We start from the raw sequence: 13,126 nt of genomic DNA, 5'->3' as shown, positions 1-13,126 counted from the left end.
CTCCTGAGGACGCGATGGCGCTCGCCATCGCCGAGAGCGAACGGGTGCGGGGCTCCACCAGCCCCAACCCTCCGGTCGGCTGCGTGATCCTCGACGAGGCCGGCAAGGCCGTCGGATTCGGTGCCACACAACCCGTTGGCGGCCCACACGCCGAGGTCATGGCTCTTAAAGAGGCGGGCACGAAGGCACGGGGCGGCATGGCCGTGGTCACCCTTGAGCCGTGCGCGCACTACGGCCGTACGCCGCCGTGCACCGAAGCGTTGCGAGAAGCGGGCATCAAGCACGTCATCCACGCCATCAGCGACCCGAACCCGAGGGCTGCGGGCGGCGCGAAGGTTCTGGAAGACGCCGGCATCACGGTCGAAAGCGGCCTTGGAGCGGACGACGTAGCCAAGGGCCCCCTCAGGGCGTGGCTGCACTACGCGCGCACGGGCCGTCCGCACGTCACGTGGAAGTACGCGGCGTCGCTCGACGGCCGGATCGCGGCCAGCGACGGCACCAGCCAGTGGATCAGCTCCGAGATCTCCCGCAAGGAGGTCCACGACCTGCGCGCGAAGCTCGACGCGATCATGGTCGGCACGACCACGGTCCGCACGGACGATCCCGCGCTGACCGCCAGGGACGCCGACGGAATTCCGCTGGCCCGCCAGCCGTTGCCCGTGGTCGTGGGCATGAGCGACCTGCCGGGTGGAGCGAAGCTCCAGCAGACCGCGCTACACCTGCGCACGCACGATCCGGACGCCGTGCTCGAGGCACTGGCCGAACGGGGAGTGGTCGACGTGTTGCTGGAGGGCGGTCCGACCCTGGCGGGCGCGTTCCTGCGCGCGGGCAGGATCGACCGCGTGCTCGCCTACGTCGCACCGGCGCTGCTCGGGGACGGTCCCGCGGCGGTGCTGGGTGCGGGCGTGTCGACCATCACGGACGCTGTGAGGTTGGCCGTGGAAGACGTCACCATGAGCGGACCGGACTTGCGGATCAGCGCGGTTCCGCAACCTTAGGAGGAGCGGTGTTCACCGGGATCGTCGAGGAACTCGGCCACGTCGAGGCGATTGAGGACCTGCCCGACGCGGCACGGATCCGCATCACCGGGCCGATCGTGACCAGCGACGCGAAGCACGGCGACTCCATCGCGGTGAGCGGCGTGTGCCTCACCGTCGTGGAGGTCGAGAACGGCGCCTTCACCGCGGACGTGATGCGCGAGACCCTCACGCGCAGCAGTCTCGCCAAGGTCGCCGCGGGTGACCGGGTCAACCTGGAGCGCGCGGCCGCGGTCGGCCAGCGCCTCGGTGGGCACATCGTGCAGGGGCACGTGGACGGCACGGGCACGATTCTCGCCCGCGAGAAGGCCGAGCACTGGGAGATGGTCCACATCGGACTGCCACCGAGCCTGGCCCGCTACATCGTCGAGAAGGGTTCGATCACGGTCGACGGCGTCTCGCTGACGGTCGTGACCGTCTCCGAGGACCAGTTCACCGTGAGCCTCATCCCGACGACGCTCGAACTCACCACGCTCGGGCACCGGCTGCCCGGCGACCTGGTGAACCTGGAAGTCGACGTGCTCGCGAAGTACGTCGAACGACTGGCGATTCCGCACCTGCGGGCCATCGCGGGCGAGGAGGCCCAGTGAGCACCGACTTCGCCGACATCGAGCGCGCGATCAAGGACATCGCCGCCGGACGGCCCGTGGTCGTCGTCGACGACGAGGACCGCGAGAACGAGGGCGACCTCATCTTCGCCGCCGAGAAGGCGACGCCGGAGCTGCTCGCGTTCATGGTCCGCTACACGTCCGGGTACGTCTGCGTGGCGCTGACGGACTCGGACTGCGACCGTCTCGACCTGCCGCCGATGTACCACACGAACCAGGACCAGCGCGGCACCGCGTACACGGTCACGGTGGACGCGCGCGAGGGCATCAGCACCGGCATCTCGGCCGCGGACCGCGCCCGCACGATCCGGTTGCTCGCCGACCCGACCGCGAAGGCCAGCGACTTCAACCGGCCCGGTCACGTGGTGCCGTTGCGCGCCCGCGACGGTGGCGTGCTGCGCCGCCCCGGCCACACCGAGGCGTCGGTCGACCTCGCGCGCCTCGCGGGACTGGGGCCGGCCGGCGTGCTCTGCGAGATCGTGTCGCAGAAGGACGAGGGCGACATGGCGCGCCGCGACGAGCTCGAGGTGTTCGCCGCGGACCACGACCTCGCGCTGATCACGATCGCGGACCTCATCGCGTACCGCCGCCGGGTCGAGACCCAGGTCGTGCGCGCCGCCGAGGCCCGCATCCCGACCGCGCACGGCGTGTTCACCGCGTTCGGCTACGACAGCCTGCTCGACGGCATCGAGCACGTCGCGATGGTCTACGGCGACATCGGCGACGGCGAGGACGTGCTGGTGCGCGTGCACTCCGAGTGCCTCACCGGCGACGTGCTCGGCTCGTTGCGCTGCGACTGCGGCCCGCAGCTCGACGCGGCACTGGAAGCCGTTGCGGCACAAGGCCGTGGCGTCGTCCTGTACATGCGCGGCCACGAAGGCCGTGGCATCGGCCTGATGCACAAGCTGCAGGCGTACCAGTTGCAGGACCAGGGCGCCGACACCGTGGACGCGAACCTCCAGCAGGGGCTGCCCGCCGACGCACGCGACTACGGCACGGGCGCGCAGATCCTCGTGGAACTCGGCATCAAGTCCATGCGGCTGCTGACGAACAACCCGGCCAAGCGCGTCGGACTGGAGGCCGGATACGGTCTTCGCGTGCTCGACAGGGTGCCGCTGCCGATCTCCCCGAACCCGGAGAACCTGCGGTACCTACGCACCAAGCGCGACCGGATGGGTCACGAACTGAGCCAGCTGGAGCAGTACGAGACCGTTGTTTCCGCTACGGAGGACCAGGAATGAGCGGCGAGGGCCGTCCAGAGCAGACGAAGCTCGACGGCAAGGGCCTGAGCGTCGCCATCGCGGCGACGCGCTGGCACACCAAGATCACCGACCAGCTCGTGACGCGTGCCCTGCAGGCCGCTGAAGACGCGGGCTGCGTCGACACCACGGTCGTGCGCGTCGCGGGCGCGATCGAACTTCCCGTGGTGGTGCAGGAACTCGCGCGTCACCACGACGCGGTGGTCGCGCTGGGTGTGGTCATCCGCGGTGGCACCCCGCACTTCGAGTACGTGTGCGACTCGGTGACCGACGGGCTCACCCGCGTCGCGCTCGACGAGTCGACGCCGGTCGGCAACGGCGTGCTGACCACGAACACCGAGGAGCAGGCGCTGGCCCGCGCCGGACTGCCGGACTCGGTGGAGGACAAGGGATACGAGGCGACCGTCGCCGCGATCGACACCGCACTGGTGTTGCGCGGCCTGCGTCAGCCGTGGACCGAGCAGGGATTCGAATGATGACGGCGATCGTGTTGCGCCCCAAGAAGATCCGCCGCGTCGCCTGGGCGTGCGCGATCGGTCTCGTCGCCGTGTTCACGGTGGTGGGCGTCCTGCTCGGCGACACCCCGACCGGCGTGATCTTCCGGACCTCCGACCAGGTCGCGATGATCGTGCTCGGTTTCCTGTTGGCGGGTGGTGTGCTGCTGCTGACGCGTCCGCGCGTCACGGCCGATGAGTCGGGTGTGGACGTGCGCAACGTCGTGACGTCCCACCACTACGACTGGAACGACGTGCTGTCGGTCAGCTTCCCGGACGGCGCCGCGTGGGCCCGGTTGGAGCTGCCCGACGACGAGTACGTCTCCATCATGGCCGTGCAGGCGACGGACCGCGATTACGCCGTGTCGTCCGTGCGCGCGTTGCGGGAACTGCACAAGGCAGCCCGCATCTAGGTCCACTGGCCGAGGATCGCGCCCGCGAGCGTGAGTCCGACGATGTGATAGCCCGCTCCGATGGCCGCGAACGTCAACGGGGCGGGCTTCGTCATGTCGTAGCTACCCGTCACCATCCTGACGGGCAAGGCGACGCCGATGCCGACCACCAGGCCGAGCAGGATGCCTTCCATGATGTTGTCGGTGCCGGAGGCGTGCCCGAGCATCGCGGTGGCGAGGGTGATGACGAAGCACGTCAGCAGCGGAACGGCGAAGACGGCCGCGCTCTGCTTCTCCGGAGGGCTCAGGTCCTGGCCGGACGCGCGTTGCCACGCCCTGCCGAAGGCGTACTCCGCGTACCAGACCGCGCCCAGCCCGAAGTAGGCGATCGTGGCCACGACGACGGCTAACCAGTTCAGGTCGCCGAGCACGCTCAAATTCATGGAATCTCCCGCGATGATCAGGGTGTCTTGGCATCGCGGGGCACGCGTGGACCGTTACGAACGCATTGACGGCGAAAGGGCCGCCCACCTCGCGGTGTGCGGCCCTTTCGTTGAAACGAGAACTAGCTGCGAACCATCTTGCGCAGCACGTACTGCATGATGCCGCCGTTGCGGTAGTAGTCGGCCTCACCGGGCGTGTCGATGCGGACGACCGCGTCGAACTCCACCTTCGAGCCGTCCGCCTTGGTGGCGACGACGTGCACCGTCGACGGCGTGGTGCCGTTGTTCAGCTCCGTGAGACCGCCGAAGTCGAACGTCTCGGTGCCGTCGAGGCCCAGCGACGACGCGGTGTCGCCCTGCGGGAACTGCAGCGGCACGACGCCCATGCCGATCAGGTTCGAGCGGTGGATGCGCTCGTAGGACTCGGCGATGACGGCGCGGACGCCGAGCAGTGACGTGCCCTTGGCCGCCCAGTCGCGCGACGAACCGGAGCCGTACTCCTTGCCCGCCAGCACGACCAGGGGAACGCCGGCCTCCGCGTACGACACCGAGGCGTCGTAGATGGTGGTCTGCGGGGCGCCCTCGGCCAGGAAGTCGCGGGTGAAGCCGCCCTGGACGTCGTCGAGCAGCAGGTTGCGCAGGCGGATGTTCGCGAACGTGCCGCGGATCATCACCTCGTGGTTGCCGCGACGGGAGCCGTAGGAGTTGAAGTCCTTGCGCTCCACGCCGTGCTCGGTCAGGTACTTGCCCGCGGGCGAGTCGGCCTTGATCGAACCGGCGGGGGAGATGTGGTCCGTGGTGACCGAGTCACCCAGCAGCGCGAGCACGCGAGCGCCCGAGATGTCGGTGACCGGCTTCGGCTCCATCTCCATGCCCTCGAAGTACGGGGGCTTGCGCACGTAGGTGGACTCGGTGTCCCACTCGAACGTGTTGCCGGTCGGCGTGGGCAGCGACTGCCAGCGCTCGTCACCGGAGAACACGTTCGTGTAGCCCTTGGTGAAGCCCTCCGCGGAGATCGAGGTCGAGATGACCTCGGCGATCTCGGCCGGCGACGGCCAGATCTCGGACAGGTAGACGGGCTTGCCGTCGGTGTCCAGACCCAGGGGCTCGGTGGTGATGTCCTTGTCCATCGAACCGGCCAGCGCGTACGCCACGACGAGCGGCGGCGACGCGAGGTAGTTCATCTTGATGTCCGGGTTGATCCGGCCCTCGAAGTTGCGGTTGCCGGACAGCACCGAGACGACCGCGAGGTCGCCTTCCTGCACACCCGCCGAGATCTCCTCCTGCAGCGGGCCCGAGTTGCCGATGCAGGTGGTGCAGCCGTAGCCGACCAGGTGGAAGCCGAGCTTCTCCAGGTACGGCATGAGGCCGGCGCGCTCGTAGTAGTCCATGACGACCTTCGAGCCCGGCGCCAGGGTCGTCTTGACCCACGGCTTGCGCTCGAGGCCGCGCTCGACGGCCTTCTTGGCCAGCAGAGCGGCACCCAGCATCACGGACGGGTTCGAGGTGTTGGTGCACGACGTGATCGCGGCGATCGCGACGGCGCCGTGGTCCAGCTCGAACTCGTTGCCGTCGACGGTGACCTTGACCGGGTTGGAGACGCGGCCCTCGCAGCCCTCCGCGGCGGACTGCACCGGGGCACCGTTGGTCATGCCCTCGTGCAGCGCGGCCGGGTCGGACGCCGGGAACGTCTCGTCGATGGCCTCGTCCACGTCGCCCTTGGGGGCGTCGGTGACGTAGGCGCTCAGCGCGGCGCGGAAGGACTCCTTGGCCGAGGTGAGCTCGATGCGGTCCTGCGGGCGCTTCGGGCCGGCGATGGACGGGACGACCGTCGCCAGGTCGAGCTCCAGCGTCTCGGAGAACACCGGCTCGTTGGCCGCGTCGTGCCAGAGACCCTGCTCCTTGGCGTACGCCTCGACGAGCGCGATCTGCTCCTCGGAACGGCCGGTGAGGCGCAGGTAGTCGATGGTCTCGCCGTCGATCGGGAAGATGCCGACCGTGGAGCCGAACTCCGGCGACATGTTGCCGATCGTGGCGCGGTTGGCCAGCGGAACGGCGCTGACGCCCTCGCCGTAGAACTCGACGAACTTGCCGACGACGCCCTGCTTGCGCAGCATCTCGGTGATCGTGAGCACGAGGTCGGTCGCGGTGGCGCCGGGGGGCAGCTCGCCGGACAGCTTGAAGCCCACGACCCGCGGGATCAGCATGGAGACCGGCTGGCCGAGCATCGCGGCCTCGGCCTCGATGCCGCCGACGCCCCAGCCCAGCACGCCGATGCCGTTGACCATCGTGGTGTGCGAGTCGGTGCCGACCAGGGTGTCCGGGTACGCCTGGCCGTTGCGGACCATGACGACGCGAGCGAGGTGCTCGATGTTGACCTGGTGCACGATGCCGGTGCCGGGCGGGACGACCTTGAACTCGTCGAACGCGGTCTGGCCCCAGCGCAGGAACTGGTAGCGCTCGCGGTTGCGCTCGTACTCCAGGTCGACGTTCAGCTCGAACGCGTCCGGGCGGCCGAAGATGTCGGCGATGACCGAGTGGTCGATCACGAGCTCGGCGGGCGCGAGCGGGTTGACCTTCTCGGCGTCGCCGCCGAGCTGGGTGACGGCCTCGCGCATGGTGGCGAGGTCGACGACACAAGGAACGCCGGTGAAGTCCTGCATCACGACCCGGGCCGGCGTGAACTGGATCTCGGTGTTGGGCTCGGCAGCCGGGTCCCAGTTGGCGAGAGCGCGCACGTGGTCGGCGGTGATGTTCGCGCCGTCCTCGGTCCGCAGCAGGTTCTCCAGCAGGATCTTCAGGCTGAACGGAAGACGCTCGGCGCCCTCCACGGCGCTCAGCCGGAACACCTCGTACGAGGCGTCGCCGACGTTGAGCGTGCCGCGGGCGCCGAAGCTGTCCTTGCTAGCTGGTGCAGTCACGTGCAACTCCATCTGGTGACAGCGCGGTGGTCAGTTCGGGATGGGGGCAAGTCTTCCTCAAGCGGTCGACGGCTGCCCCTCGACCCCAAACAGTACGCTTGTCCTGTAAGCCCGTTCAACCCAGGTTGCCCTAAGTCACTCGCTCATCCAGTGGTCAACAACGTGACCGCGAATGCGACCAGCATCAGCACCTTCACGCCTTCGAGCGCGATGTAGACGAGGTGCGTGCTGCTCTTCGGCGGCGTCTCGCCCGCGATGATGGTCGCCGCCCTGGCTTCGAGCCTCGGTCGCAGTGCCGTCACCTGCACCGCGAGCGTTACGGCCAGTGCGATGAGCAGCACGGTTGCCGCTGCCGGACGCGGGGCCAGCGCGAACGTGACCGCCGTGGCCGCCGCCAGCATGATCTCGGACGCGTTCAGGGCGCGGAACACGAGTCGGCCGATGCCGAGTCCGAGCGGCAGGGTGATGCCGGGGGCGCGGAACTTCAGCGGCGCCTCGATCGAGATCGCCACGACCATGCCCAGCCAGATGCACGCCAAAGCGAGCGGAAGGTGCGTCATGGGTGGTTATCTTGGCGTGGTGCACCTCGATCAGGTTTCGAAGCGGTACGGGCGCGGGCCCTGGGTGCTGCGCGACCTCACGCTGGAGGTGTCCGGGCTGACCGTCCTGACCGGGGCCAACGGCACCGGGAAGTCGACGTTGCTCAAGATCGCCGCCGGGGTGCTGAAGCCGACCTCGGGCCGGGTCACGCGGCCCGCCTCCGTCGGGTACGTGCCCGAGCGCTTTCCTTCTGACGTCAAGATGTCCGCTTCGTCGTATCTGACGCACATGGGCCGGGTGCGGCGGGCTGCTGCCGGGGATGTGTTGGAACGCCTGGGGTTCGTCGGGTCGCTGACCGCGCCGATGTCGGAGCTGTCCAAGGGCAACGCGCAGAAGGTGGCTCTGGCGCAGGCTTTCCTCGCTGCGGACGTGCTGGTGCTCGACGAACCGTGGACCGGTCTCGACCCGGTGGCGGCGGCGGAACTGGTGTCCCTGTTGGAGGGACGGACGGCTTTGGTGTCGGACCACGAGGGGCACCTCGCGTCGGCGGCGACGCGGGTGGACCTCGCTGGTGGGCACGTGACGATCGACCTCAGCCGCGTGTCGGCGCTGGATGTGCTGGAGGCGTTGGAAGGCGTGCGGTCGGTGCGGGCTGTGGGGTCGTCGGTGCGGGTGGTGGTGGCGCCGGATCGCAGTGATCAGGTGCTGGCGGAGGCGTTGCGGCTCGGGTGCTCGGTGCGGAGCGTGCGGTGATCGCGCTCGTCCGGTACCTCGCGGCCGATGTCTTTCGCGGGCAACGGTATTTGGCGCCCCTGCTGGTGTTCCTCGGCGTGATGGGGATGCTGTTCTCGTCGGACGCCGGGCAGCCGCTCGAGGCGTATTCCGGGTCGTCGGCGTTGCTGTACCCGATCGCGGCGTGGATGGCCGTGGTGGTGGCGACGTCCGAAGACGTGGTGCGGCGCGAGATCACGGTCGTGTCCGCCGGGGGCTGGTCGCGGGTCCTGACCGCTGCCGCGCTGGTGGCGGTGCTGATCTGCCTGGTGCTCGCGGTGCTGGCGGCGGTGTGGCCGGTGCTCACGAACCCGCACCCGTACACGGCGGGCGAATTTTTTGTCGGACTCGCCGCGCATACTGGAGTGGCGTTGCTGGGCGTCGGTGTGGGCCTGCTGTTCGCCCGCCCCGTGCTCGACTCCATCGGACGCACCGTGCTGGCGGTGTTCTCGGTGGTGGTGCTGACCTATCCGCTCGGGCGGGCCACCCCGCTCGGCTGGGTGCTGGACGCGCTGGGCCACAACCGGGTGTCGCTGTCCTTGCTGGGGATGGCGGCGGTCGGCGTGGCGCTCGTGGCGGCCGCGGTGGTGGTCGGGGCACGGCGGGCCTGATGAGGGTCAACGTGCTCGGGCCGCTCCAGGTGGTGTCCGCCGAGGGCGCCGCCGTGGAGGTGCGCGGCAAGCGGTTGCGCTGGTTGCTGATCCGGCTCGCGATGGAGCCAGGCTCCGTCGTGCCCGCGGATCGGCTGATCGCCGACCTGTGGCCGGACGAGCCGCCGGTCGACGGCCCGGCCGCGTTGCAGTCGCTCGTGTCGCGGCTGCGGCGGTCGGTGGGTGCTGCCGCGGTGTCGTCACACGCTTCCGGCTACCGGCTGGAGGTACCGACGGACGTCGAGGAGTTCTCGCGGACGCACGACCCCGCGCTGTGGCGGGGCGCGGCGTTCGAGGAGGCTCCGTTCGCGGTGGACGAGGCCGTGCGCCTCGCTCTGCTGCGCGCCGACCTGGCGGGCCTGGAGGCACTGGCGGCCGCGCACCCGTTGCGTGAGGACGTCCAGGCCAGGTTGATGCTGGCGCTGAACGCCGCCGGACGGCGGTCGGACGCGCTGGCAGTGTTCGCGCGCGTCCGCACGGCCCTGGCGGACGAGCTGGGCGTGGACCCCGGTGAGGCGCTGGCGGCTGCCCACCTGACGGTGCTGCGCGAGCGCGTGTCACGCGGCAACCTGCCGGCCCCGGTCGGCTCGTTCGTGGGCCGAGAAGACGACTTGGCCGCGTTGGCGGACCTGGTGCGTGCCAACAGGTTGGTGACGCTGACGGGCTTCGGCGGCGTGGGCAAGACCCGTCTCGCGCTCACGCACGCCGCCACCACGACAGAGGCGTGGTTCGTCGAGTTGGACTCGGCGGCCGACCCTCTGGCGGCGCTGGACGCTGCCCTCGGTCCGAATCCGTTGGCAGCGCCGGTGTTCACCCGCCTCGGGGCGTCGCTCGTGGTGCTGGACAACTGCGAGCACGTCGTCGACGCGGCCGCCGCGCTGTGCGTGCGGCTGCTGGCCGAGGCGCCGGGCGTGCGCGTGCTGGCGACGTCACGCGAGCCGCTCGGCATTCCGGGCGAGGTCGTGCATCCCGTCGCGCCGTTGGACCTGGACCACGCCGTGCGGCTGTTCGCGGCGCGCGTCGGGTCGGCGTTCGACACCGACGTCGTGCGCCGGGTTTGTGCTGCCCTGGACGGGATTCCGCTCGCGGTGGAGCTGGCGGCGGCGCGGGCGCGGTCGTTGTCGGCGGCGCAGCTGGAGTCGCGAGTGGACAGTCGGCTGCGGTTGCTGGATCGCGGCGCGCGGACGGGACCGGCGCGGCACCGGACGTTGCGGGCCGTGATCGACTGGAGCTGGGAGCTGCTGGACGACGCCGAGCGGGCGTTGCTGGCGCGGCTGGCGGTGTTCGTGGGCGGGGCGACCGCTGAAGCGGTGCACCACGTGGCCGGGGCAGGCTCGCGCAGGGGTACCCCCGAGTTGGGAACCCCTGCGTTTCAACGTACTCAGGGGGTCCGACAAGATCAGGACCTCTGGGACACCGAGGACCTGCTGGCGGCGCTCGTCGAGAAGTCCCTGGTGGTGCGCAATGGGGATCGGTACCGGCTGCTCGAGACGGTGCGCGAGTACGCGTTGGAGCAGGGCCAGGCCGATTCGGCGGCGCATGCGGCGTACTACGTGGAACTGGCCGAGCGGAACGAGCCGTTGTTGCGCGGGCCGGGACAGCTGGAGGCGTTGAAGGTCTTCGACGTCGAGCGGGCCAATCTCGACGCCGCGCTCGCGTGGGCGATCGGGCACGACACCGGGCTCGCGCGGCGGATGATGGCCGCGCGGGTGTGGCATTGGCTGGTGATGACCAAGCGGTTCGAGGAGATCCGGCGGTGGGCGCCGGCGTTGCCGGGGGATCCGCTGTCGGAGGCGTTGGCCGCGCTCGGGACGCCTGGGGTGGTGGCCGCGGCGGAGCGGTTGTGGGTGGAGGCCGAGCCGACGGCGTTGTGCGCGTTGATGTTGACCAGCGGTCAGGTGTGGGGTGCGCCGGAGCTGGGGGAGCGGCTCACGGCGCTCGCCGAGCGGTTGGAGCGGTCGGCGGACGAGTGGATGCGGGCCTTTGCGGCGTTGGTGCGCGGGGTGGTGGCCGGGGAGTTCAGCGAAGGGGCGGCGCCCCAGGCCGAGGCCGCGTACCGGGAGGCGTTGGCGCGGTTCCGGGGTGTGGGGGACCGGTGGGCCGTGGTGTTCGGGTTGTCGTGTCTGGTGATGGTGCTGATCAACCGGGGCGCGTTCGCCGAGGGGCTGAAGGCGGCGTCGGAGGCCAAGGACGTCGTCGCGGAGCTCGGGGAACCCGAGAGCGTGCTGGTACCGATGCCGGTGCTGGTGCAGATGGCCCGGTTGAAGCTGCGGGTCGGAGATGTCGCCGGGGCTGGGCTGGACCTCGCGTCGGCCGCGGCGTCGGTGACGGCGTTGGATCGCGGGCGGATCGACCAGGCGTACGGCGAGGTGGCGTTCTTCCGGGGTGACTACGCGGAGGCCGTCGCGTTGTACCGCAAGGCTTTGGACGTGACGACGGACTCGCAGGCCAACCAGTTCCGGGCGGCCGTGCACGCCGGGCTCGGGCTGGCGCTCACCCGACTTGGGGACCTGCACGAGGCGGGCGCGCACCACCGGCAGGCGCTCGACACCGCCGGGTTGAGTTCGGACGGTCCGGCGCGGGCCGGGGTGCTCGAGTCCTACGCGGACTGGCTGCTCGCCCAGGGCGATCCCGTCAGCGCGGGCAACGCCCTGGACGACGCGGAACGGCTACGCGGCGCTCCCAGCAGCGACCCGGCGGTGGTGCAGTTGCGTGACCGGGTTCGCGCCGAAGTAGGCGTCGATCGCTGACCTGCCGACGGCGGCGACGTAGCCGTCGGGGCGGACGAGGACCGGGCCGTCGGGCAGGTCGAGCGTCACGAAGTCCGGGCCGCGCAGCAGGTCGAAGACGCGACCCTCGGCGGTGACGCCGTCGGGCATGCGGTCGCCCGGCTGGAGGCCGGGGCCGTCGGTGGTGCGGTACGACAGGGACAGCTGCAGGGTCTCGTCGCCGCGCCGCTGGAACGGATTGCCGGACATGGCGATCGCGGTGGTCATGCCCAGCAGCCACTCGGCGACGGGCTTGCGTTCGGCCTCGTAGGTGTCGAGCAGGGTTTCCATGCCGAGCTTCCAGCCGAGGTTGTAGGCGTCCTGGATGCCCGTGTTCATGCCCTGCGCGCCGGCGGGGGAGTGCACGTGCGCGGAGTCGCCCGCGAGGAAGACGCGGCCGACGCGGAACCGGTCGACCATGCGGATGTTGGTGCGGAACAACGACATCCACGTCACGTCGCGCAGCACCACGTCGTCGCGGCCGGTGCGGTCGCGGATGATCTCGCGGTAGAGCTCGACCGACGGGTCGCCGTCGCCGGTCGCCTGGAACTGGAAGAGGTCGGTGCCGGGCAACGGGCACAGCGCGAGCCACTGGTCGGCGCGGCCGCCCCACTGGTGCCAGTGCTCGCGGTCCAGGCCGGAGAGGCGGACGTCGCCGACGAGCATCCGCATGTCCTCGTGGGTCTCGCCGACGAACGAGACGCCGAGCTCCTTGCGCACGAACGACTTCCCGCCGTCGCAGCCCACGAGGTAACGGGCGCGCACGGTCTCGCCGCCGACCACCGCCGTCACGCCGTGCTCGTCCTGGGTGAACGACGTCAGCGGCGTGCCGTACTCGACGGCCTGGGGCAGCGCCTCGCGGAGGATCTGCTCGACCCGGAACTGCGGGATCAGCATCGTGGCGGCGTACGGGCGGTCGACGGTGGGTTCGCGGCCCTCGTGCACGTCCCACTCGCGCACGACCTCGGTGCCGCGGTAGGCGCGCATCTTCATGTGGAACCGCCCCGACGCCAGCACCGGCTCGATCACGCCCAGGTCGTGGAAGACCTCCATGCTGCGGGGCTGGAGACCTTTGCCGCGGGATCCGGCGAACGGCGCGGGCGCGGCGTCGACGATGCGGAACGGGACACCGCGGCGGGAGAGGTCGAGGGCGAGGGTCAGGCCGGTCGCGCCGGCACCGATGATCAGAACCTGTGTGTCCATGACGGCAACGCTCCGCCCACCGACTGCCAGGGCCCTGTCA

General features: G+C 70.3%; 12 protein-coding genes. 8 read left to right on the top strand and 4 right to left on the bottom strand.

From position 1 onward, the window contains the following. Positions 1–14: 14 nt before the first annotated feature. Genes ribD through JNUCC0626_RS17795 form a run of 5 tightly spaced genes read left to right on the top strand, consistent with a single transcriptional unit; the run spans position 15 to position 3,811 of the window. Positions 15–998: a bifunctional diaminohydroxyphosphoribosylaminopyrimidine deaminase/5-amino-6-(5-phosphoribosylamino)uracil reductase RibD gene (gene ribD, locus JNUCC0626_RS17815; protein WP_394622054.1), complete on the top strand. Its 984-nt coding sequence runs from the start codon at positions 15–17 to the stop codon at positions 996–998. Between the two features lie 8 nt (positions 999–1,006). Further along, on the top strand, positions 1,007–1,627 hold the full coding sequence (locus tag JNUCC0626_RS17810; RefSeq protein ID WP_394620883.1) for a riboflavin synthase: 621 nt from the start codon (positions 1,007–1,009) through the stop codon (positions 1,625–1,627). Next, positions 1,624–2,886, top strand: coding sequence for a bifunctional 3,4-dihydroxy-2-butanone-4-phosphate synthase/GTP cyclohydrolase II (locus JNUCC0626_RS17805; protein ID WP_394620882.1), 1,263 nt, complete (start codon positions 1,624–1,626; stop codon positions 2,884–2,886). The genes JNUCC0626_RS17810 and JNUCC0626_RS17805 overlap by 4 nt, the downstream gene beginning before the upstream one ends. Continuing rightward, positions 2,883–3,380 (top strand): 6,7-dimethyl-8-ribityllumazine synthase, encoded by a 498-nt coding sequence (gene ribH / locus JNUCC0626_RS17800; RefSeq protein ID WP_394620881.1) that lies wholly within the window; start codon positions 2,883–2,885, stop codon positions 3,378–3,380. The genes JNUCC0626_RS17805 and ribH overlap by 4 nt, the downstream gene beginning before the upstream one ends. Beyond that, positions 3,377–3,811 (top strand): PH domain-containing protein, encoded by a 435-nt coding sequence (locus JNUCC0626_RS17795; protein ID WP_394620880.1) that lies wholly within the window; start codon positions 3,377–3,379, stop codon positions 3,809–3,811. Before ribH ends, JNUCC0626_RS17795 begins: the two co-directional genes overlap by 4 nt. Here the strand turns inward: JNUCC0626_RS17795 and JNUCC0626_RS17790 are convergent. The 3 genes from JNUCC0626_RS17790 to JNUCC0626_RS17780 all read right to left on the bottom strand — a co-directional run bounded on the left by JNUCC0626_RS17790 (position 3,808) and on the right by JNUCC0626_RS17780 (position 7,714). Then, positions 3,808–4,233, bottom strand: a complete 426-nt coding sequence (locus JNUCC0626_RS17790; protein ID WP_394620879.1) for a DUF1761 domain-containing protein — start codon at positions 4,231–4,233, stop codon at positions 3,808–3,810. The two genes, JNUCC0626_RS17795 and JNUCC0626_RS17790, sit on opposite strands and share 4 nt — an antisense overlap. 122 nt (positions 4,234–4,355) lie before the next feature. After that, positions 4,356–7,154: an aconitate hydratase AcnA gene (gene acnA, locus JNUCC0626_RS17785; protein WP_394620878.1), complete on the bottom strand. Its 2,799-nt coding sequence runs from the start codon at positions 7,152–7,154 to the stop codon at positions 4,356–4,358. 143 nt (positions 7,155–7,297) lie between these two features. Continuing rightward, positions 7,298–7,714 (bottom strand): hypothetical protein, encoded by a 417-nt coding sequence (locus JNUCC0626_RS17780; RefSeq protein ID WP_394620877.1) that lies wholly within the window; start codon positions 7,712–7,714, stop codon positions 7,298–7,300. Between JNUCC0626_RS17780 and JNUCC0626_RS17775 the strand changes: the two genes are divergently transcribed. The 3 genes from JNUCC0626_RS17775 to JNUCC0626_RS17765 are packed head-to-tail and all read left to right on the top strand — an operon-like array spanning position 7,713 to position 11,865. Then, a complete protein-coding gene (locus JNUCC0626_RS17775) occupies positions 7,713–8,447 on the top strand; it encodes an ATP-binding cassette domain-containing protein (protein ID WP_394620876.1) in 735 nt (244 codons plus the stop codon). The genes JNUCC0626_RS17780 and JNUCC0626_RS17775 overlap by 2 nt on opposite strands. Then, entirely contained in the window at positions 8,444–9,076 is a 633-nt protein-coding gene (locus JNUCC0626_RS17770) for a hypothetical protein (RefSeq protein WP_394620875.1), read from the top strand. The genes JNUCC0626_RS17775 and JNUCC0626_RS17770 overlap by 4 nt, the downstream gene beginning before the upstream one ends. Further along, the gene (locus JNUCC0626_RS17765) at positions 9,076–11,865 is read left to right on the top strand and encodes a BTAD domain-containing putative transcriptional regulator (RefSeq protein ID WP_394620874.1); all 2,790 of its coding nucleotides are present in this window, start codon (positions 9,076–9,078) and stop codon (positions 11,863–11,865) included. The genes JNUCC0626_RS17770 and JNUCC0626_RS17765 overlap by 1 nt, the downstream gene beginning before the upstream one ends. Here the strand turns inward: JNUCC0626_RS17765 and JNUCC0626_RS17760 are convergent. Continuing rightward, positions 11,785–13,086, bottom strand: a complete 1,302-nt coding sequence (locus tag JNUCC0626_RS17760; protein WP_394620873.1) for an FAD-dependent monooxygenase — start codon at positions 13,084–13,086, stop codon at positions 11,785–11,787. The genes JNUCC0626_RS17765 and JNUCC0626_RS17760 overlap by 81 nt on opposite strands. Positions 13,087–13,126 lie beyond the last annotated feature (40 nt).

Origin of the sequence: Lentzea sp. JNUCC 0626 (assembly GCF_043632865.1) — a bacterium.
In the GTDB taxonomy this organism is placed as follows: domain Bacteria; phylum Actinomycetota; class Actinomycetes; order Mycobacteriales; family Pseudonocardiaceae; genus Lentzea.
Note: the sequence above shows the minus strand (reverse complement) of the source record. Positions and strands in the feature narration are given on the sequence as shown.

What these genes read in the sequence shown, in the direction of transcription:
- ribD (WP_394622054.1), top strand. Translation starts at nt 15, where the DNA reads ATGGCGCTCGCCATCGCCGAGAGCGAACGGGTGCGGGGCTCCACCAGC.
- ribH (WP_394620881.1), top strand. Translation starts at nt 2,883, where the DNA reads ATGAGCGGCGAGGGCCGTCCAGAGCAGACGAAGCTCGACGGCAAGGGC.
- JNUCC0626_RS17795 (WP_394620880.1), top strand. Translation starts at nt 3,377, where the DNA reads ATGATGACGGCGATCGTGTTGCGCCCCAAGAAGATCCGCCGCGTCGCC.
- JNUCC0626_RS17790 (WP_394620879.1), bottom strand. Translation starts at nt 4,233, where the DNA reads ATGAATTTGAGCGTGCTCGGCGACCTGAACTGGTTAGCCGTCGTCGTG.
- JNUCC0626_RS17775 (WP_394620876.1), top strand. Translation starts at nt 7,713, where the DNA reads ATGGGTGGTTATCTTGGCGTGGTGCACCTCGATCAGGTTTCGAAGCGG.
- JNUCC0626_RS17780 (WP_394620877.1), bottom strand. Translation starts at nt 7,714, where the DNA reads ATGACGCACCTTCCGCTCGCTTTGGCGTGCATCTGGCTGGGCATGGTC.
- JNUCC0626_RS17765 (WP_394620874.1), top strand. Translation starts at nt 9,076, where the DNA reads ATGAGGGTCAACGTGCTCGGGCCGCTCCAGGTGGTGTCCGCCGAGGGC.
- JNUCC0626_RS17760 (WP_394620873.1), bottom strand. Translation starts at nt 13,086, where the DNA reads ATGGACACACAGGTTCTGATCATCGGTGCCGGCGCGACCGGCCTGACC.